The sequence below is a fragment of the Pantoea sp. JKS000250 genome, assembly GCF_003201065.1.
Lineage (GTDB): Bacteria > Pseudomonadota > Gammaproteobacteria > Enterobacterales > Enterobacteriaceae > Pantoea > Pantoea vagans.
On sequence record NZ_QICZ01000001.1, the window covers coordinates 3,263,130 to 3,281,848 of the forward strand.

Consider the following 18,719-nt stretch of genomic DNA (forward strand, 5'->3'; position numbering starts at 1 on the left):
TGTATGTAAACTTACCTGTTTGTAAAAAAAGCCCCTTATGGCACGAAAAACCAAAGCGCAAGCACTTGAAACGCGACATCAAATTCTTGATGCCGCCATTGTTCTGTTTTCGCAGCAGGGCGTCTCAGCCACTTCTCTTGCAGAGATTGCCACCGCCGCCAGTGTCACGCGTGGGGCTATCTACTGGCACTTCAAAAATAAAGCCGATGTATTACATGAAATATGGCTTCGTTGTGATGCTGGTCTGGACGATGTGGAACTTGAGTATCAGACAAAATACCCGGGCGATCCACTCTCTGTGTTGCGCGCAATGCTGGTCTATATCTTTGATGCAACAGCAAAGGATCCGCAGCGCCGCGCTCTAATGGAGATCATTTTCCATAAATGTGAATTTGTAGGCGAAATGTCGGCGCTGAAAAATATTCAGCAAAGCCTGCTGCTGGAGTGCTACGACAAAATAGAAGATGTTCTGCGTCAGTGCATTGAAGCCGGACAACTTCCTGGCAGTCTCAGTACGCGTCAGGCCGCACTAATCCTGCGTGGTTACGTTAATGGCATGATGGAAAGCTGGCTGTTTGCGCCCGAAAGTTTTGATTTAGCCGCTGACGCGCCAACGCTGGTCAATGCCTTTATTGATATGCTGCGTCTTAGTCCGACGCTGACTGCTCAGCGCTAAGCAGGCTGCCCATCGCGCTTGTTCTCAAAATCGCGCTGCACCATGGCCAGCGCTGAAAGCACCGTTTCAACCGGCAATTGATGCTCTTCCAGAAGCTGAATCAGATCCACTGCCAGTTTGACGTCGTCAGGAGCGTTTTCCAGTGACATCTTTTCTCCTAAATACGTAAGCGGGCCGCGACCAGCAGCATCAGCACTGCGCCGAGAATCGCCATGCCCAGCGCGCCAGCATGCAACGTTGCCAGCGAGCCCAGTTCAAAATAGGTGGCGATATAGCCGCCAATCAGTGCGCCGATCATCGACAGCGTCAGAGTCGCCATCAGGCCGCCGGGTCGTCCCGGCATCAGCAGACGCTTCAGCAATCCCAGCAGCAGCCCGCATAGCAGCCAGGTCAGTAAACCCATGGTTCTTCTCCACGCAGAATTACACCCAGTATAGAAGCGCTTTTATCACGCTGCGCTTTATTCGCCATCTTCACTGCTGCGCAATGACGAGGCCCACTCAACCGAGCGAATCGCCTGTCGACAGCGTGCCAGTCGTCCCTCCAGCGTTTCCAGATCCTGCTTCAGCTGATGCTGTACCGCCAGGGTTTCAGCCAGTGCCAGCCGCTGCTCACGCTGATCGATCATCGCCAGTAAACGCCGTTCAAATTCACGGTACTCCTGATATTTAGTCGCGCGTGGGTTCTTTACTGGTTGTTCGCGTCGGGTACGCAACTGTTGGGTACTCGCCTCGCGTTGCAGGGCGGCAATCTGATCGACCAGGCGTTCAGCCAGCCAGGCACTGCGGGCAAGGTCATGACTAACATCGCATAATCGGGCGAAGTTCTGTTCCACCTCCTGCAGATAATCTGCCAGTCGCGTACCTTTGGTCTGGAATAGCTGAGTATCAAAACGTGGCAGACGGCAAACGCCATCGGGATGGCGGGCAATCTCCTGACGCAGGGCGATAAGGAGTTGGTGCAGGCGCTGTTGCACAGCGATCGCACTCATCGTCTGGCCCTGAGTTGTGCTAACGTACGCTGATGAGGAAAGAGCTGGGCGAGATTCATGCAACGCATTCTGTTATTAACCCTCGGCTGGCTGGCGATTGTGCTGGGGACGCTGGGCATTGTATTACCTTTATTACCCACCACGCCATTCATGCTGCTGGCGGCCTGGTGTTTTGCCCGTTCATCGCCGCGATTCCATCACTGGCTGTTGTGGAAATCACCGTTTGGCCGCTATCTGCGTCACTGGCAACAGCATCGCGCCATGCCACCGGGTGCCAAATTGCGCGCTATCTGCCTGATTGTCGCCACCTTTAGTCTCTCACTTTTACTAGTGCATCAGCTCTGGGTTCGCATCATGCTGCTGATCATGCTGGCGGCGCTGCTGCTGTTTATGTGGCGTATTCCGGTGGTGGCAGAAACAGCGGACGCACCGCCGCCGCCGCGATAAAGTTGCATTTAGCCGGTCATTTGCTTAGATTTGGGCGTCTTCGTGCGTGGCTTCCCTTTGTGAATTGACTTCCGCTGAGCCTTTTACCAGGTATTAGCGCTTTTGAAGCTGCGCGAAACAGAATTTTTTACCAGGCGTATCATTATGACCGACACTGCGCAGCAGCTTGAATTCATTAAAAACAGCATTAAAAGTATCCCCGATTATCCTAAGCCAGGCATCCTGTTCCGCGATGTCACCAGCCTGCTGGAAGATCCGAAAGCCTACGCCGCGTCGATTGCGCTGCTGGTTGAGCGTTACCGTAATAAAGGCATCACCAAAGTGGTGGGTACGGAAGCGCGCGGTTTTCTGTTTGGTGCACCTGTGGCATTAGGTCTCGGTGTCGGTTTTGTTCCGGTTCGTAAGCCTGGCAAACTGCCGCGTGAGGTTTACAGTGAATCCTATGAACTGGAATACGGCACCGATAAGCTGGAATTGCACAAAGATGCCATCCAGCCAGGCGATCTGGTGCTGGTGGTTGACGATCTGCTGGCGACCGGCGGCACCATCGAAGCGACCGTTAAACTGATTCGCCGTGCTGGTGGTGAAGTGAAAGACGCAGCCTTCATTATCAACCTGTTCGATCTGACCGGTGAATCGCGTCTCAATGCCCTGGGCGTTGAGAGCTACAGCCTGGTCAAATTCCCCGGCCACTAAGCCACGCTTTCGGTCTCGCTACCCGGCGAGGCCGTCACGCCTCCGACGTCAAGATAACGAGTGCCAGCCAAAAGCGTAGCTGATAGACTACTGCAATCTTATACAGGGGTTGCAGAGCGTCTGCGCTCATCTTTCCATCCAACTTCGTCGAACTCCACATGAGCTATCAGGTACTTGCGCGAAAATGGCGTCCCCAGGCTTTTGCTGATGTTGTCGGTCAGGAACATGTTCTGACGGCGCTGGCGAATGGATTGTCTCTGGGACGCATCCATCATGCTTATCTCTTCTCCGGCACCCGCGGCGTAGGGAAAACCACCATTGCGCGTCTGCTGGCCAAAGGCCTTAACTGCGAAACCGGCATCACCGCCACGCCCTGTGGTCAGTGCGATAATTGCCGTGAAATTGAGCAGGGCCGCTTTGTCGATCTGATTGAGATTGACGCCGCCTCACGCACCAAAGTTGAAGACACCCGCGATCTGCTCGACAACGTGCAGTACGCCCCGGCGCGTGGCCGCTTCAAAGTCTATCTGATCGATGAAGTGCACATGCTGTCGCGTCACAGCTTCAATGCGCTGTTAAAGACGCTGGAAGAGCCACCTTCACACGTTAAATTCCTGCTTGCGACCACCGATCCGCAGAAACTGCCGGTGACCATTCTTTCGCGCTGCCTGCAGTTCCACCTCAAAGCGCTGGATGTTGATCAAATCCGTCAGCAGCTTGAGCATGTGCTGAAGCAGGAACAGATTGAGAGCGAAACCCGGGCGCTGCAGCTGCTGGCGCGTGCCGCCGATGGCAGTATGCGTGATGCGCTGAGCCTCACCGACCAGGCGATTGCCATGGGGCAGGGCGCGGTGACCAGCAGCACGGTCAGCGTTATGCTCGGCACGCTGGATGATGAACAGCCTCTGGGTCTGCTGGAAGCGCTGGTTGACGGTAACGGTCAGCAGGTAATGAACCTGCTGAGCCAGGCCGCGTCACGTGGGGTGGAATGGGAGGCGCTGCTGGTCGAGATGCTGCGCCTGCTGCACCAGATTGCGATGGTGCAACTGCTGCCGGCCTCGCTCAACGATGACGAAGAAAGCAATGCGATCCGACTGCGTGAACTGGCCCGCGTGGTGCCGCCAGCCGATCTGCAGCTCTATTATCAGACCCTGTTGATGGGCCGTAAGGATCTGCCGATTGCGCCCGATCGCCGCATGGGCGTTGAGATGACGCTGCTGCGCGCCCTGGCGTTTCATCCTAAAGCGGCGGTGGCAGAACCCATTGCGCGTCCCGCGTTAACGGAACAGATGGCACCTGTTGCTCCGGCGCAGACGTCACCGGCACCATCCGGTCCTGCGCCTGTAGCACGACCCACGACAGCACAGCCAGCCACATCGTCACCTGCTCAGACAAGGTCGCCCGTAGCGCAGCAGCCGATGCCTGCTCCGCAACAGCAGGTGGCCGCTCAGCCACAGATGGCCGCGCCCGATCCGGCTCCGCAGCCTGCGCCGCCACCGGATGCGGCGCCTGACACGGCACTTTCCAGTTCCACCAGCCAGCTCCTGCAGGCGCGCACTCAGTTGCTGCGTCAGGGAGCGAACAAGCCAAAAAAGAGTGAGCCGGCGGCGCCAGGTGCGCGGCCGGCCAACTCCGCGCTGGAGCGGCTGGCCTCGGTTACCGAGCGCAGTCAGCAGCGTATCCGCGATCGTGAGCCCGCCGCCCCGGTAAAAGAGGAAGCATACCGCTGGAAAGCGGTTAATCAGCCGGTTGAAGTGGCGGAGCCGGTGGCGACGCCTAAGGCCTTGCGTTCCGCGCTGGAGCATGAGAAAACCCCTGAGCTGGCGGCGCGTCTGGCCGAAGAGGCGCAGCAGCGCGATCCCTGGGCCGCAGAGATTACAACCCTGCCGCTGCCAAAGCTGGTGCAGCAGCTGGCATTAAATGCCTGGAAAGAGACAACTGAAAATGGTGTCTGCCTGCATCTGCGCAGCAGCCAGCGTCACCTTAATTCACCGTCGGCGCAGCAGGTGCTAAGTGATGCGCTTAGCCAGAGTGCCGGGCAGAAAGTTGAACTCTCTGTCGTTGAAGACGATAATTCATCGGTGTTGACGCCACTGGAGTGGCGTCAGGCCATTTACGAAGAGAAACTGGCGCAGGCGCGTCAGTCGATCACCTGTGATACCCACATTCAGACGCTGCAGCGATTTTTTGATGCCGATCTGGATGAGGAGAGTATCCGACCTGTTTAGACACGCTGCTGCTATCGTAACGATAGCGTTGTAGCCTCAGCTGAGAGAGAAAACTATGTTTGGTGGTAAAGGCGGATTGGGCAACCTGATGAAACAGGCCCAGCAGATGCAGGACAAAATGGCCAAGGTTCAGGAAGAGATCGCCGCGATTGAAGTGACCGGTGAATCGGGTGCTGGCCTGGTAAAAGTCACCATCAACGGCGCGCACAACTGCCGTCGCGTGGAAGTCGATCCCAGCCTGCTGGAAGATGACAAAGATATGCTGGAAGATCTGATTGCCGCGGCGTTCAACGATGCGGCACGTCGCATTGATGAGACCCAGAAAGAGAAGATGGCGTCTGTCTCCTCAGGCATGCAGTTGCCACCAGGCTTTAAGATGCCGTTCTGATGCAAACCAGTCCACTGCTTGAATCATTGATGGAGTCGCTGCGCTGTCTGCCCGGCGTTGGGCCGAAGTCGGCACAGCGCATGGCTTTTCAGCTGCTGCAGCGCGATCGCAGCGGTGGCATGCGGCTGGCACAGGCGCTGACCCGGGCGATGTCGGAGATCGGACACTGTTCTGACTGCCGGACATTCACCGAGCAGGAAATTTGCACCATCTGCGCCAATCCACGGCGTCAGCAGAATGGTCAAATCTGCGTGGTAGAAAGCCCGGCAGATATCCACGCCATTGAGCAAACCGGTCAGTTTGGCGGTCGCTACTTTGTGCTGATGGGGCATCTCTCGCCGCTCGACGGCATCGGTCCGGCGGACATCGGTCTGGATCGTCTGGAGCAGCGGCTGGAGAGTGAAACGCTGCAGGAAGTGATCCTCGCCACCAACCCGACGGTAGAAGGCGAGGCAACCGCAAACTACATCGCGGAGCTCTGTGGCCAGTATGGCGTTGACGCCAGCCGTATCGCGCACGGTGTACCGGTAGGCGGAGAGCTTGAGATGGTGGATGGCACCACGCTGTCCCACTCGCTGGCAGGCCGCCAGAAGTTTAAATTTTAATCACTTGCCGGTGTTGTGACAGACACCGGCTTGAAATTCCTCCTGTCATCCCCACATCAACCTCAACGTTTGTTCAACCTGTTTTGTTGAGGTAGCAATGACCATGAAAGGACAAGAGACCCGTGGCTTTCAGTCGGAAGTAAAACAACTTCTGCACCTGATGATCCATTCTCTCTATTCAAACAAAGAGATTTTCCTGCGTGAGCTGATCTCCAACGCCTCGGATGCGGCAGACAAACTGCGCTTCCGTGCGCTGTCAGATTCCAGCCTGTATGAAGGTGATGGCGAGCTGCGTGTTCGTCTCTCTGTTGATAAGGACAACCGTACCATCACGCTCAGCGACAACGGTATCGGTATGCGTCGCGATGAGGTCATTGAGAACCTCGGGACTATCGCCAAATCAGGCACCAAATCTTTCCTGGAGTCGCTGGGCTCCGATCAGGCGAAAGACAGCCAGCTGATCGGTCAGTTCGGTGTCGGTTTCTACTCTGCCTTTATCGTGGCGGACAAAGTCACGGTGCGTACCCGTGCCGCTGGCGCATCAGCCGATGAAGGCGTGTTCTGGGAATCCGCAGGCGAGGGCGAATATACCCTGGCGGAGATTGAGAAAGCCGATCGCGGTACTGAGATCACCCTGCATCTGCGCGAAGGCGAAGATGAGTTCCTGGACGCATGGCGCGTGCGCAGCATCATCAGCAAATATTCCGATCACATCGCGCTGCCGGTTGAGATCGAGAGCAAAGATGAAGAGGGCGAGGGAACGCACTGGGAGAAAATCAACAAAGCCCAGGCGCTGTGGACCCGCAACAAATCTGAGATCAGCGACGACGAATACAATGAGTTCTACAAGCATATCGCCCATGACTACAGCGATCCGGTCGCCTGGAGCCACAATCGGGTGGAAGGTAAGCAGGAGTACACCAGCCTGCTCTACATTCCGGCGCGTGCGCCATTCGATATGTGGAACCGCGATCAGAAGCATGGCCTGAAACTTTACGTGCAGCGCGTCTTTATCATGGATGACGCTGAGCAGTTTATGCCGAACTACCTGCGCTTTGTGCGTGGTCTGATTGACTCGAACGATCTGCCGCTGAACGTCTCCCGTGAGATCCTGCAGGATAGCCGCGTGACCCAGAGTCTGCGTGCTGCGCTGACTAAGCGTACCCTGCAGATGCTGGAAAGACTGGCGAAAGAAGATAACGAGAAATACCAGACCTTCTGGAATGAGTTCGGTCTGGTGCTGAAAGAGGGCCCGGCGGAAGATAACGCCAACCAGGAAACCATTGCAAAACTGCTGCGTTTCGCCACCACCCAGAGCGAAGGTTCGGCACAGACCATTTCGCTGGAAGATTACGTCAGCCGCATGGTGGAAGGTCAGGAGAAGATTTACTACATCACCGCTGACAGCTATGCCGCCGCGAAGAGCAGCCCGCATCTGGAACTGTTCCGCAAAAAAGGCATTGAGGTGCTGCTGCTTTCCGATCGCATCGACGAATGGATGATGAGTTACCTTACCGAGTTCGACGGTAAAACCTTCCAGTCGGTCAGCAAAGCGGATGAGTCGCTGAGCAAGCTGGCGGATGAAGAGACCGAAGAGCAGAAAGAGGCGGAAAAAGCGCTGGAGCCGTTTGTTGAGCGGGTGAAAAATCTGCTGGGCGAACGCGTGAAAGAGGTGCGTCTGACCCATCGTCTGACCGATACGCCAGCGATTGTGACTACCGACGCCAACGAGATGACCACGCAGATGGCGAAGCTGTTCGCGGCGGCTGGACAGGAAGTGCCGGAAGTGAAGTACCTGTTTGAAATCAACCCGGATCACCCGCTGGTGAAACGTGTTGCCGATACGCAGGATGAAACACGCTTTGGTGAGTGGATTGAACTGCTGCTGGATCAGGCGTTGCTGGCCGAGCGCGGCACGCTGGACGATCCTAACCAGTTTATCCGTCGCATGAACCAGCTGCTGACCGCATAACGGCAACAGGCCGGTGAATTTCACCGGCCTCAGACGGCTGTTAAAGTCAAAGCACGGGGATTCTGGCCGCAACGAATGAACCCAGTGCGCAGGGAACACGGTCAGAAGAGGAAAGCGTCCCGCGCCATGGATGACGGCTTTTGCGTCTTTGCGATCTGACCGTGTTTTTTGCGCTGGCTCGATCAAACAGCAGTCCAGGCCTGACGCGGTCATCAAAATCAAGCCGGTGATGATCACCGGCTTTTTTTATGGCTGTGCGGCATCCCGCCATTTCTGCTCAGCGCAGGCGGTTAATCTGAAAAAGCAGCAGTCCGACCCGCCGGGTCGGGTTCAGGGCCACAAACAGAGTAAAGCCGCCCTGAGCGATCCTCGCCCTTCCTTGTGATGAGCGGGTCATAATGGTATGTTCTTCCGCTTCTAAGATAGATCAATGCGATTCGCAAGGGGATTTACGCAATGCGTATTATTCTGCTCGGAGCTCCGGGCGCAGGTAAGGGGACTCAGGCCCAATTCATCATGGAGAAGTACGGCATTCCGCAAATCTCCACTGGCGACATGTTGCGTGCAGCAGTAAAAGCAGGCAGCGAGCTGGGTAACCAGGCGAAAGCCATCATGGATGCTGGCAAACTCGTAACCGATGAGCTGGTGATTGCGCTGGTTAAAGAGCGTATCACTCAGGAAGACTGCAAAAACGGTTTCCTGCTCGACGGTTTCCCGCGCACCATTCCTCAGGCAGATGCAATGAAAGAAGCCGGGATCACCGTTGATCACGTGCTGGAGTTCGCTGTACCGGACGAGCTGATTGTTGAACGTATCGTGGGCCGTCGCGTTCACGCGCCATCTGGCCGCGTTTATCACGTCACCTTTAATCCACCGAAAGTGGAAGATAAAGATGATGTCACAGGCGAAGAGCTGACCACGCGCAAAGACGATCAGGAAGAGACCGTGCGTAAGCGCCTGGTGGAATACCATCAGATGACCGCGCCGCTGATTGCTTACTACAGCAAAGAAGCCGAAGCGGGCAACACCGCCTATCACAAAATCGACGGCACCCGTAAGGTGACCGAAGTGAGTGCCGAGCTGGCAAAGATCCTCGGCTAAGCTCAATGGGGCCGGTATCACTGGCCCCTTTTGCAGTAATTGCTTTTACCTCCCACTAATTCCGCTACAATTTCCCTGTTTTCACGCATCCCCGTTGTCATCAAGGAACTCAAATGAGGCAAGATAAGCCCGGCGTGTTATTGGTTAATTTAGGTACGCCAGACGCCCCAACCACACCTGCAGTTAAACGCTATCTGAAACAGTTTTTAAGCGATCCGCGCGTGGTCGATGCACCGCGCTGGCTCTGGTGGCCGGTTCTCAATGCTGTCATTCTGCCGTTTCGCTCGCCGCGCGTGTCGAAGCTCTACGCATCGGTCTGGATGGAAGGTGGATCACCGCTGCTGGTCTACAGTCAGCGTCAGCGTGATGCCCTGGCGGCTCGCGTCGATATGCCTGTCGAGCTGGGTATGAGCTATGGCAATCCGAGCCTGAAAAGCGCAGTGGATAAGCTGATGGCGCAGGGCGTCACCCGCCTGATTGTACTGCCACTCTATCCGCAATTCTCCTGCTCTACCGTGGCCGCGGTATGGGATGGCCTGACCACCGTCTTCAGAGGGTATCGCTCGCTGCCCGATGTGCAGTTTATCCGTGATTACGCCGAACATCCGGCCTATATCGCTGCACTGAAAGCGACGGTAGAGCGCTCGTTTGAGCGGCACGGTCAGCCCGATCTGCTGGTATTGTCGTTCCACGGCATTCCGCAGCGCTTCGCCAACGAAGGTGATGACTATCCGCAGCGCTGTGCCGATACCACGGCGGCCCTGGTCAAAGCGCTGGGTCTGCGTGAGGATCAGTACATGATGACCTTCCAGTCGCGTTTTGGTCGTGAGCCGTGGCTGATGCCTTACACCGACAAAACCATGGAAAGTCTGCCTGCCAAAGGGATCAAACATGTTCAGGTCATGAGTCCGGGCTTCTCGTCTGACTGCCTGGAAACGCTGGAGGAGATCAGTGGTGAAAACTGCGAAATCTTTATGCATGCCGGCGGTGAGAAGTTTGAGTATATCCCGGCGCTGAACGCCGATGAGGCGCATATCGACATGATGGTGCAACTGGTCGACGCACGCCGTTAAAGCGCAGGCGGAGAGTGTGATATCATTCTCCGCCTGTTTTTCCAGACGGCATTCCCGATGAAATTTCCCGGCAAACGCAAATCCAAACACTACTTTCCCGTCAGCGCACGCGATCCCTTGTTACAGCCCGCTCAGCACGATGTAGATGCTGGCAGCTGGGTGGTGGGTATCGACCAGACGCTGGTGGATATCGAAGCCAAAGTCGATGACGACTTTCTCGCCCGTTACGGCCTGAGTGCCGGGCACTCGCTGGTTATCGATAATGCCGTCGCGGAAGCGTTGTACAACGAGCTGATGCGCGATGCGCTGATCACCCATCAGTTTGCCGGTGGCACCATTGGTAACACGCTGCACAACTTCTCGGTGCTGGCCGATGACCGCTCCGTGCTGCTGGGCGTGATGTGCAACAATATCCAGATTGGCGGCTACGCCTATCGCTATCTCTGCAACACCTCAAGCCGGGTCGATCTTAACTATCTGCAGGGCGTTGATGGCGCTATTGGCCGCTGCTTTACGCTGATTGGCGAACATGGAGAGCGAACCTTCGCGATCAGCCCCGGCCAGATGAACCAGCTGCATCCGGATAATGTGCCGGAAGAAGTGATTGCTGGAGCGTCTGCGCTGGTGCTGACCTCCTATCTGGTGCGCTGCGCCGAAGGTGAACCCATGCCGCACGCAACGTTACAGGCGATTGAATATGCCAAACGCCACAACGTGCCGGTGGTGCTGACGCTGGGCACCAAACATGTGATTGGCGACAATCCTCAGTTCTGGCGGGATTTCCTGCGCGAGCACGTCAGCATCGTGGCGATGAACGAGGAGGAAGCGCTGGCGCTGACCGGCGAATCCGATCCGCTGCTTGCTTCCAATATGGCGCTGGACTGGGTGGATCTGGTGCTTTGCACCGCTGGCCCGATTGGGCTTTATATGGCGGGCTACACCGAAGACGAGTTCAAACGCAAAACCAACCATCCGCTGCTGCCTGGCGCGATTGCGGAATTCAACCAGTATGAGTTCAGCCGCGTGATGCGTCAGCAGGATTGCCAGCAGCCGCTGCGCATCTTCTCGCACATCGCGCCTTATATGGGCGGGCCGGAAAAGATCATGAACACCAATGGCGCCGGAGATGGCGCGCTGGCGGCGTTGCTGCATGACATTACGGCTAACAACTATCACAGCCTGAATGTGCCGAACTCCAGTAAACATGCGCGTCCGTATCTGACCTATTCGTCGCTGGCACAGGTGTGTAAGTATGCCAACCGCGTCAGCTATCAGGTGCTGAATCAGCATTCACCGCGTTTAACCCGCGGCCTGCCGGAGCGCGAAGACAGTCTGGAAGAGTCTTACTGGGATCGGTAACGCGGGTCGCCTTAGGGCGTAAAAAAGCCCTTCTGAACAGAAGGGCCTTAGATGACTGGCAACGTCTGGCTCGTTTAGCGGTGAGATCTAGCCTGCTAAGGGAACACGGTCAGATCGGAAAGGCGCTTAAACCATCCCTGGCCGCTCGGCCCGCACCGTCCATGGCGCGGGACGCTTTCCTCCTCTGCCCATGTTCCCTGCGCATTGAGTTTATTCGTTGCGGTAAAATTTACCCTGATTTTGATATATCAGTAGCCTGCGAGGCCTTGCTAAAAAGGCATTAGCGCACGACGTCGCAGGGCTGTAAATCTTCGCCCTGCGTCATCTCATCCTGCAGGATTTGCAGCATACTGCTGGCAATCTCACGTTCACCCATCACCACGCGCGAAGCGCCACGCTCCATGATGTACTCCACCTCATCGTCATAGTGAGCGCGGGCGATAATCTCGATATTCTGATGTTTTTCACGCGCTGCCGTCACCACTTCACCCGCTTCGTAGCCATTCGGGATGGTCAGTAACAACCAGCGGGCGCAGTCGAGCCGTGCCAGTTCCATGGTGTCCGCGCGAGCGGCATTCCCCAGCACCGCCTTGATGCCCTGTTCGCGCAGCGCTTCGACCCGCGTACGGGAGTTTTCAACCACCACTAGCGGAACATTAGCCTCAAGCAGCTTCTGACCAATCAGGCTGCCAACCCGGCCATAGCCCACAATCACTGCGTGATTGCAGAAATCCACTGGGATCTGCTTCTCTTCTTCAATAGCTTCTTCCAGCGTCTGTTCTTCCATGGATTCCGTTTTGGCCAGGAAACGCTCCAGCAGGGTAAACAGAATCGGGTTAAGCATAATCGACAGAATAGCGGCGGCCAGCACAAGATTACGGCCCTCATCACTCAGCAGGCCCAGCGAGATGCCCAGACCGGCGAGAATAAAGGCGAACTCACCAATCTGCGCCAGGCTGACCGAAATGGTCAGTGCTGTGCGGCGCGAATGGCCGAGCAGCGATACCAGCAGCCACGCGGCAACCGACTTGCCCACCACGATAATCACCAGCGCGCCCAGTACCGCCAGCGGCTGCGTCACCAGAATCGACGGGTCGAACAGCATGCCGACCGAAACAAAGAACAGTACGGCAAACGCATCACGCAGCGGCAGGGTATCGCGTGCGGCGCGGTGGCTCAGTTCCGACTCGTTTAATACCATACCGGCGAAGAAAGCACCCAGCGCAAACGAAACATCAAAGAATTCAACGGCCCCAAAGGCGATGCCCAATGCCAGCGCTAACACCGCCAGCGTAAACAGTTCGCGTGAGCCGGTGGCGGCGCTGCGGGCGAGGATCCAGGGCACGGCACGGCGTCCCACCACCATCATCAGCACCATAAACGCAGCGACTTTGCCGATGGTCCACAGCAGGTCCCAGGCCAGCAGTCCGGCGCTGGCGTTGCCCTGTTCCATCATGCCCGCAATGGCTGGCAGCAGCACCAGCGTCAGCACCATCACCAGATCTTCGACAATCAGCCAGCCAATGGCTATCTGTCCACGCTGGCTGTCAATCAGCTGTCGTTCCTCTAACGCGCGCAGTAACACCACGGTACTGGCGGTAGAGAGGCAGAGACCAAACACCAGGCCGGTCATCCACGACCATCCCAGCGTCCATGACAATCCCATTCCCAGTAGCGTCGCGACTGCGATCTGCGCGATGGCACCGGGAATGGCGATCGACTTTACCGACATGAGGTCTTTCATTGAGAAGTGCAGGCCGACACCAAACATCAGCAGGATAACGCCGAGTTCTGCCAGTTCAGGGGCCAGATTGGTATCTGCGACAAAGCCGGGCGTAAAGGGGCCAGCCAGCACGCCGGCCATCAGATAGCCAACGAGGGGCGAAATACGCAGGCGGTTTGCCAGCATCCCAAGGAGAAATGCCAGAACCAGCGCTCCGACAATGGTAGTGATCAACGGTGTGGTGTGATGCATGCCTGTCTCCTTGTATACAAATGTATCCGCTTGTAACAAATGAGTTTAAAACAAAATCACCTCTTTCGCTGAGCAATTTGCGGGAATACCTTAAAAAATCATGAAAAAAAGTCGAAAACACAATCGAAAGGGTGTTTTTGTCCATTATCCATAATATTGGCTGATTTGACGCTTTAAACAGGGCCGGATAAATAAAAATTAGCTTCGGTAAATTACGCCGCTCTGGGATGAATAAGGGATAAATGTGCGCGCAGAGGGTGTAAAGCCAGCCAGCGGCACTTTTGCAGCAGTAAACAATTGGTTAACAACATGGTTTACTGCCTGTTCCTGCTCAGCCGTGAGAAACCGGACCCGGGCTGGCACGATAGCCCGCTGTTGCACGGGGGTCACTCTGTGGCTCTGCAAAGGGGAGGCAGAGACGAAAAGCGTGAGCACCTGCAAGCATGCAGATGTGCATTGGCCTTGAGTTCGCCGGGGGAATATGCGACACAGTGGGGCAAAGCGGCAAATAATCGGGCCAGAAAGTAAATTAAGGAGAATCACCGTGTTGTTATCAAAATGGACAGGGGCAGGTGTGGCGCTACTGGTGGCCCTGATGCCGCTGTTTTCACAGGCCGCCGAGGCCGATCGCACCTATCGCTTCAGCCTGCTGCACACCAACGATGAGCATGGCCACTTCTGGTTTAATGCGCAGGGCGAATATGGTCTGGCGGCGCAGAAAACGTTGATGGATACCCTGCGCTACGATGTCCAGGCCAGAGGCGGCGGCGCACTGATTCTCTCTGCCGGTGATGTAAATACCGGCGTGCCGGAGTCCGACGAGCTGGATGCTGAACCCGATTTTCGCGCGATGAACCTGATTGGCTATGACGCGATGGCGCTGGGCAATCATGAGTTCGACAAGCCGATTGCGGTTCTGCGCAAGCAGGAGAAGTGGGCGCGATTCCCGCTGCTGGCCGCCAACGTTTATCAGAAAGGCACCGATCAGCGCCTGTTTAAACCCTGGGCGGTATTCAACCGTCTCGGGCTGAAAATCGCTGTCGTCGGGTTAATTACCCCGGACACCGCAAAACTGGCTAACCCGGCTGGGCTGAAAGATACCGAGTTCCGCGATCCTGTCGCGGAGACGGTGAAGGCGGTTGCTGAACTGCGTGCCGCCGAGAAGCCGGACGTGATTGTCGCGCTGACTCACCTTGGCCACTATGACGACGGTAAGCATGGCAGCAACGGCATCGATGACGTTACTCTGGCCCGCAGCCTGCCTGCCGGCACAATCGATCTGATTGTGGGTGGACATTCTCATGATGCGGTCTGCATGGAAAAAGAGAACGTCAGCGTTAAAAATTATCAGCCCGGCCAGCCCTGCAAACCCGATCAGCAGAACGGCATCTGGATTATGCAGGCCGACAAGTGGGGCAAATATGTCGGCCGTGGCGACTTCACCTTCCGTAATGGAGAGGTGTCGCTGGAGGCTTATCAGCTGGTGCCGGTCAACCTCAAACATCAGGTAAAGAATGCAGATGGCAGTGAAACCTGGCTCACCTGGCAGGAAGAGATCCCGAAAAATACCGCGATGATGAAGCTGCTGATGCCGTTTCAGAAGCGGGCAGAGGCGAAGCTGACCCTGAGTGTCGGCAGCGTTGACGGCGACTTCAGCGGTGAAAAAGAGCAGGTTCGGTTTGAGCAGACCAATCTCGGCCAGCTGATTCTGCGCGCCCAGATGACGCATACTAAAGCTGATTTTGCGGTGATGAGCGGCGGCGGTATTCGCACCTCGCTGAAATCGGGCAAGCTGAGCTGGCGTGATTTGCTGCAGGTCCAGCCGTTCAGCAACCAGGTAGTCTCGGTCAGCCTGACCGGCGCAGAGATCAAAAAATATCTGGATGTGGTCGCCAATATTCAGCCTGACTCAGGTGGCTATGCCCAGTTTGCCGGTATCAGCCTGACCGCCGACGGAAAGCATGTCAGTAACGTCCGTATTAACGGCAAACCGATTGAAGATACGCAGCATTATCGCATGGCGACCAACAGCTTTAATGCGGCGGGCGGCGACGGCTATCCGCGTCTGGATAATCATGCCGGGTACGTCAACAGCGGAGCAGTCGATGCGCAGGTGCTGCGCGACTTTATTAAGGCGCATTCACCGGTTAAAGCCAGTGACTATCAGCCGAAAGGCGAGATCGTAGATCTGACCGATGAGCAGATTCGGGCGCGGGATGAGGCAGCAGAGAAAGCACGGAAGCGTAATTATCCCAAAATGATTCTGGCGTGGATCTGGCCGTGGGGGAACGAAACAGCCGCCACGCATTGAACTGACCGGGAGGCGCTTGCGCCTCCCGTTTTTCTTATGCCCGGCAGGGGTGACGTCTGATCCAGCGCTCGCGCAGTTTGTCCCATCCCCAGTTGTAAGCCATGGTGAAAGGCAGGAAGAAGAGGAAGAAGGCTACTTCGACCAGGAAAGCTTCCCACAGGGTGATATCCAGCATCAGGGCGGCGATCGGCAGACCAATCAGGATAAATCCCCCTTCAAATCCCAGCGCATGTAACACGCGCACGCCCGGACCGCGTTTCTGGCCTGGCGCATAGATCCGATCAAACCCGCTGTTGTAAATCATATTCCATAGCATCGCGACCGTAGAGAGCATGATCGCCAGCGAGCCCATCTGAAACAGCGGTTTATTCATGATCCATGCTGCCAGCGGCGAAACGGTCAGAATCGCCAGCGTTTCAAAGCAGACAGCATGAAGAATACGTTCTTTAAGTGAGCGGGTACGCATTGTTTGTTCTCCTTCAATAATGCGGCGCATTTTCACATGTCAGAATGCTAAGATAAAATGAGCACCTATCGAAAAAAGCGATGGAACAGATGCGATACTCCCCGGAATCCCTTGAGGCGTTTATGCAGACCGTGGCGAGTGGCTCCTTTTCGGCGGCCGCGCGTGCGCTGGGTAAAAGTCAGTCCACCATCAGCGCAGCGGTGGCAAATTTAGAAGATGACCTCGGCTTTGAGCTATTCGATCGCACGGGCCGTCAGCCGATCCTCACCGAGCAGGGACGCCGGGTTGTTCCTCAGGTTCAGCAGATTCTGTCGGCCAGCGAGCGGCTGGATGCGCTGGCGATACGTCTGTCGCAGGGCGTTGAACCCCGGCTCAGTTTTGCCATGTCCGATTTCTGGCAAACCGATCATCATGAACATTTGCTGAGGCAATTTGATGCCCGTTATCCGGAGATCGAACTGGAAGTCATGATTGCTGAAGATGGGGATGTCCTGGATCTGCTGCAGGCCGGGCGGGTACATCTGGGCGTCGTGCGGGCGCAGCCCAATCTGCCGGTTGATATCGCAGTAGCGCGGCTGCAGGTTGAAGCGCAGATGGCGGTATTTTTACATCGCGATCATCCGCTGGCACAGCCTGATACCCTGAGCGAAAGCGAACTGGAAAGCGTGCGGCATCTGCGACTTAACACCTGGGTTGAGGCGCATGAACCCGCGCCCATGGGTCGCATCTGGTCAGCGCCCACCTATTTACTGTTGCTGGAGATGGCGGAGCAGGGATTTGGCTGGACGATTCTGCCACGCTGGCTGGTGAAACAGTTTGGGCATGGCGTGCTGAAAGAGTTGTCGATGTCGGGCTGGCCACAGCACATCGCCGTTGAAGTCGTCTGGTCACGACGAACGCCGCCCGGTCCGGCGGGGCGCTGGATGATCGATCAGCTGTGCGCCCAGCCGCGGGTTTAGTCGTGGCGGGCGATATCCGCAAACGGCGCGTCCAGCAGGCGTGAAAGATCCTGAGGCGCCAGTTCAATATCCAGGCCCCGTTTGCCGCCAGAGATAAACATGGCGTTAAACGCGCTGGCAGAGTCATCGATTACCGTGGGCAGACGCTTTTTCTGCCCCAGCGGACTGATACCGCCCACCAGATAGCCGGTAACCCGCTGTGCCAGCTGCGGATCGGCCATATCCGCTTTCTTCGCGCCCAGCGCTTTTGCCACCTTTTTCAGATCGAGTTGGGTCGATACCGGCGTAATCGCTACCGCCAGCTGTTTCGCCTCACCATTCAGTGCCACCAGCAGCGTTTTATAGACCTGGCGCGCATCAAGATTAAGCTTGCGGACCGCTTCGTCACCAAAATGCGTTTCGTTACTGTCATGCTCATAAGGATGCAGAATAAAGCTGACCTTTTGTTTTTCCAGCAATTTTACGGCGGGCGTCATACAGGTTCCTTACTAAGAAAAATCTTATTGCGCAGAATCATGGAAAAAGGTGGCGAAATTTTGTTCTTTGCGTAAAATTGGCCGCGCGCCAGCAATCTGATTGCTGAGCGATAACCAAAATCATAAACAAATTCCTCTTTGACGGGCCGATAAACTTATCGGCTCTCTTTTTTTCAGGGCTTCTTCAGCATCTCAGGCAGATTGTCTTCGCCGTAAAGATGCAAAGCACCCACCGCAACCACATAGTTTCCCGCCGCCAACCCCTGCAGCCGGTCACACCACTGCGCATTACGCTGACCGATCAACGTATCATTCAGCGCCTGACTGAACGTCGCGGGCAGGGTGATTTCCGGCTGGCGTGGCGGCGTATCAAGCCACCAGCTCACCATCATCTGCAGCAGTCGTGCATTAGTGTGCCAGTGCAGCAGCGTATCCTGTAACAGCGCCATGCCATCATCCGGTAACGCGGTCAGCAGGGCGATCTGCGCATCGGCGCCTTCCAGTTCAATCACGGGTTTGTTCAGGCTTTTCGCTGCCTGCAACAGCTGATAATCAATGCCGTAGTCAGGCCGTAATCCCAGCCTCTGTGCCTGTTGAGCCTGTAACATTAGCGCCACCTGCCAGGCAGGCAGATTATCCAGCAGGCTAAGCGTAAGACTCATCTCCTGACACAGTGCGGTGAGCGTTTGCATCGCGCTGCTCTCAAGTCGTTCAGAGAGCGCAGGACGATCGCCGTAATGGTCAAAGGGTGAGTCACCCTGGGTAATATCCGCTTCCACAATCAGCGCATCCGCCTGCTGCAACTGCCGCAGCAGGCGAGCGGGCAACGGCTGCATGTCACGCGTTCCCATGTGTATGCTGCCCACCAGATGCAGCTGACGATTGCCAATCCGGACATCCAGCGCAGGCCAGCGGTAACTGGCGGGAAAAAGTTGGCTGATAAGGCCGCGCAGTGAGCGCCAGATGTTGCCTGTCATTCCCGGTCCTTTGCGATTC

19 protein-coding genes and 1 other annotated feature are annotated in these 18,719 nt (G+C 56.2%); of the genes, 12 read left to right on the forward strand and 7 right to left on the reverse strand.

Going from position 1 to position 18,719, the window contains the following annotated elements; translation table 11 throughout:
- Nucleotides 1–37: 37 nt before the first annotated feature.
- Complete coding sequence (gene acrR / locus BY447_RS15370) at nucleotides 38–676, forward strand: multidrug efflux transporter transcriptional repressor AcrR (protein ID WP_033731781.1); 639 nt, start codon at nucleotides 38–40, stop codon at nucleotides 674–676.
- Here acrR and rsmS read toward each other — a convergent pair.
- Genes rsmS through priC form a run of 3 tightly spaced genes read right to left on the reverse strand, consistent with a single transcriptional unit; the run spans nucleotide 673 to nucleotide 1,667 of the window.
- Nucleotides 673–825, reverse strand: coding sequence for a pleiotropic regulatory protein RsmS (gene rsmS, locus BY447_RS15375; protein ID WP_013357018.1), 153 nt, complete (start codon nucleotides 823–825; stop codon nucleotides 673–675). The two genes, acrR and rsmS, sit on opposite strands and share 4 nt — an antisense overlap.
- Before the next feature lie 8 nt (nucleotides 826–833).
- Nucleotides 834–1,079 (reverse strand): membrane protein, encoded by a 246-nt coding sequence (locus BY447_RS15380; RefSeq protein ID WP_013357019.1) that lies wholly within the window; start codon nucleotides 1,077–1,079, stop codon nucleotides 834–836.
- A gap of 57 nt (nucleotides 1,080–1,136) precedes the next feature.
- The gene (gene priC, locus BY447_RS15385; RefSeq protein ID WP_033782201.1) at nucleotides 1,137–1,667 is read right to left on the reverse strand and encodes a primosomal replication protein PriC; all 531 of its coding nucleotides are present in this window, start codon (nucleotides 1,665–1,667) and stop codon (nucleotides 1,137–1,139) included.
- 57 nt (nucleotides 1,668–1,724) lie between these two features.
- Between priC and BY447_RS15390 the strand changes: the two genes are divergently transcribed.
- From BY447_RS15390 to BY447_RS15435, 9 genes are all read left to right on the forward strand, one after another.
- Nucleotides 1,725–2,114, forward strand: a complete 390-nt coding sequence (locus tag BY447_RS15390; protein ID WP_110331467.1) for a DUF454 family protein — start codon at nucleotides 1,725–1,727, stop codon at nucleotides 2,112–2,114.
- Between the two features lie 144 nt (nucleotides 2,115–2,258).
- Nucleotides 2,259–2,810 carry an adenine phosphoribosyltransferase gene (gene apt, locus BY447_RS15395; RefSeq protein ID WP_013357022.1) on the forward strand — a complete coding sequence of 184 codons (552 nt, stop codon included), beginning with the start codon at nucleotides 2,259–2,261 and terminating at the stop codon, nucleotides 2,808–2,810.
- Nucleotides 2,811–2,968: 158 nt separating this feature from the next.
- On the forward strand, nucleotides 2,969–5,038 hold the full coding sequence (dnaX, locus tag BY447_RS15400; protein ID WP_110331468.1) for a DNA polymerase III subunit gamma/tau: 2,070 nt from the start codon (nucleotides 2,969–2,971) through the stop codon (nucleotides 5,036–5,038).
- Nucleotides 4,380–4,441: a sequence feature (DnaX frameshifting element), on the forward strand. Its footprint overlaps the gene before it by 62 nt.
- A 55-nt stretch (nucleotides 5,039–5,093) precedes the next feature.
- Nucleotides 5,094–5,426, forward strand: a complete 333-nt coding sequence (locus BY447_RS15405; RefSeq protein WP_003850423.1) for a YbaB/EbfC family nucleoid-associated protein — start codon at nucleotides 5,094–5,096, stop codon at nucleotides 5,424–5,426.
- Nucleotides 5,426–6,031 carry a recombination mediator RecR gene (gene recR / locus BY447_RS15410; RefSeq protein ID WP_013357024.1) on the forward strand — a complete coding sequence of 202 codons (606 nt, stop codon included), beginning with the start codon at nucleotides 5,426–5,428 and terminating at the stop codon, nucleotides 6,029–6,031. The genes BY447_RS15405 and recR overlap by 1 nt, the downstream gene beginning before the upstream one ends.
- 97 nt (nucleotides 6,032–6,128) lie before the next feature.
- Nucleotides 6,129–8,003, forward strand: a complete 1,875-nt coding sequence (gene htpG / locus BY447_RS15415) for a molecular chaperone HtpG (protein ID WP_013357025.1) — start codon at nucleotides 6,129–6,131, stop codon at nucleotides 8,001–8,003.
- Between the two features lie 456 nt (nucleotides 8,004–8,459).
- Nucleotides 8,460–9,104 (forward strand): adenylate kinase, encoded by a 645-nt coding sequence (gene adk / locus BY447_RS15425; RefSeq protein ID WP_110331470.1) that lies wholly within the window; start codon nucleotides 8,460–8,462, stop codon nucleotides 9,102–9,104.
- A 113-nt stretch (nucleotides 9,105–9,217) separates the two neighbouring features.
- A complete protein-coding gene (hemH, locus tag BY447_RS15430) occupies nucleotides 9,218–10,177 on the forward strand; it encodes a ferrochelatase (protein ID WP_013357028.1) in 960 nt (319 codons plus the stop codon).
- Between the two features lie 57 nt (nucleotides 10,178–10,234).
- Nucleotides 10,235–11,536, forward strand: coding sequence for an inosine/guanosine kinase (locus tag BY447_RS15435; RefSeq protein ID WP_033782211.1), 1,302 nt, complete (start codon nucleotides 10,235–10,237; stop codon nucleotides 11,534–11,536).
- Between the two features lie 280 nt (nucleotides 11,537–11,816).
- Here BY447_RS15435 and ybaL read toward each other — a convergent pair whose 3' ends face one another.
- The gene (gene ybaL, locus BY447_RS15440; RefSeq protein ID WP_013357030.1) at nucleotides 11,817–13,511 is read right to left on the reverse strand and encodes a YbaL family putative K(+) efflux transporter; all 1,695 of its coding nucleotides are present in this window, start codon (nucleotides 13,509–13,511) and stop codon (nucleotides 11,817–11,819) included.
- 595 nt (nucleotides 13,512–14,106) lie between these two features.
- On the opposite strand from ybaL, the gene ushA reads away from it, so the two are divergent.
- Nucleotides 14,107–15,822, forward strand: coding sequence for a bifunctional UDP-sugar hydrolase/5'-nucleotidase UshA (ushA, locus tag BY447_RS15445; RefSeq protein WP_416376691.1), 1,716 nt, complete (start codon nucleotides 14,107–14,109; stop codon nucleotides 15,820–15,822).
- Nucleotides 15,823–15,856: 34 nt separating this feature from the next.
- Here ushA and BY447_RS15450 read toward each other — a convergent pair whose 3' ends face one another.
- The gene (locus BY447_RS15450; RefSeq protein WP_013357032.1) at nucleotides 15,857–16,288 is read right to left on the reverse strand and encodes a multidrug/biocide efflux PACE transporter; all 432 of its coding nucleotides are present in this window, start codon (nucleotides 16,286–16,288) and stop codon (nucleotides 15,857–15,859) included.
- Nucleotides 16,289–16,377: 89 nt separating this feature from the next.
- On the opposite strand from BY447_RS15450, the gene BY447_RS15455 reads away from it, so the two are divergent.
- Entirely contained in the window at nucleotides 16,378–17,247 is an 870-nt protein-coding gene (locus tag BY447_RS15455) for a LysR family transcriptional regulator (protein ID WP_041457183.1), read from the forward strand.
- On the opposite strand, the gene ybaK is transcribed toward BY447_RS15455, so the two are convergent.
- Both ybaK and BY447_RS15465 read right to left on the reverse strand, forming a co-directional pair.
- A complete protein-coding gene (ybaK, locus tag BY447_RS15460) occupies nucleotides 17,244–17,723 on the reverse strand; it encodes a Cys-tRNA(Pro)/Cys-tRNA(Cys) deacylase YbaK (RefSeq protein WP_110331472.1) in 480 nt (159 codons plus the stop codon). The genes BY447_RS15455 and ybaK overlap by 4 nt on opposite strands.
- Nucleotides 17,724–17,896: 173 nt before the next feature.
- A complete protein-coding gene (locus BY447_RS15465; RefSeq protein WP_110331473.1) occupies nucleotides 17,897–18,700 on the reverse strand; it encodes a TraB/GumN family protein in 804 nt (267 codons plus the stop codon).
- Between the last annotated feature and the right edge of the window lie 19 nt (nucleotides 18,701–18,719).

Bases quoted from the DNA above. Each gene is read 5' to 3' on its own strand.
- adk (WP_110331470.1), top strand. From the start codon at position 8,460: ATGCGTATTATTCTGCTCGGAGCTCCGGGCGCAGGTAAGGGGACTCAG.
- BY447_RS15455 (WP_041457183.1), top strand. From the start codon at position 16,378: ATGCGATACTCCCCGGAATCCCTTGAGGCGTTTATGCAGACCGTGGCG.
- BY447_RS15390 (WP_110331467.1), top strand. From the start codon at position 1,725: ATGCAACGCATTCTGTTATTAACCCTCGGCTGGCTGGCGATTGTGCTG.
- recR (WP_013357024.1), top strand. From the start codon at position 5,426: ATGCAAACCAGTCCACTGCTTGAATCATTGATGGAGTCGCTGCGCTGT.
- BY447_RS15380 (WP_013357019.1), bottom strand. From the start codon at position 1,079: ATGGGTTTACTGACCTGGCTGCTATGCGGGCTGCTGCTGGGATTGCTG.
- hemH (WP_013357028.1), top strand. From the start codon at position 9,218: ATGAGGCAAGATAAGCCCGGCGTGTTATTGGTTAATTTAGGTACGCCA.
- apt (WP_013357022.1), top strand. From the start codon at position 2,259: ATGACCGACACTGCGCAGCAGCTTGAATTCATTAAAAACAGCATTAAA.
- ybaL (WP_013357030.1), bottom strand. From the start codon at position 13,511: ATGCATCACACCACACCGTTGATCACTACCATTGTCGGAGCGCTGGTT.
- BY447_RS15450 (WP_013357032.1), bottom strand. From the start codon at position 16,288: ATGCGTACCCGCTCACTTAAAGAACGTATTCTTCATGCTGTCTGCTTT.
- htpG (WP_013357025.1), top strand. From the start codon at position 6,129: ATGACCATGAAAGGACAAGAGACCCGTGGCTTTCAGTCGGAAGTAAAA.
- BY447_RS15405 (WP_003850423.1), top strand. From the start codon at position 5,094: ATGTTTGGTGGTAAAGGCGGATTGGGCAACCTGATGAAACAGGCCCAG.
- ybaK (WP_110331472.1), bottom strand. From the start codon at position 17,723: ATGACGCCCGCCGTAAAATTGCTGGAAAAACAAAAGGTCAGCTTTATT.
- acrR (WP_033731781.1), top strand. From the start codon at position 38: ATGGCACGAAAAACCAAAGCGCAAGCACTTGAAACGCGACATCAAATT.
- rsmS (WP_013357018.1), bottom strand. From the start codon at position 825: ATGTCACTGGAAAACGCTCCTGACGACGTCAAACTGGCAGTGGATCTG.
- priC (WP_033782201.1), bottom strand. From the start codon at position 1,667: ATGAGTGCGATCGCTGTGCAACAGCGCCTGCACCAACTCCTTATCGCC.
- ushA (WP_416376691.1), top strand. From the start codon at position 14,107: ATGCCGCTGTTTTCACAGGCCGCCGAGGCCGATCGCACCTATCGCTTC.
- dnaX (WP_110331468.1), top strand. From the start codon at position 2,969: ATGAGCTATCAGGTACTTGCGCGAAAATGGCGTCCCCAGGCTTTTGCT.
- BY447_RS15465 (WP_110331473.1), bottom strand. From the start codon at position 18,700: ATGACAGGCAACATCTGGCGCTCACTGCGCGGCCTTATCAGCCAACTT.
- BY447_RS15435 (WP_033782211.1), top strand. From the start codon at position 10,235: ATGAAATTTCCCGGCAAACGCAAATCCAAACACTACTTTCCCGTCAGC.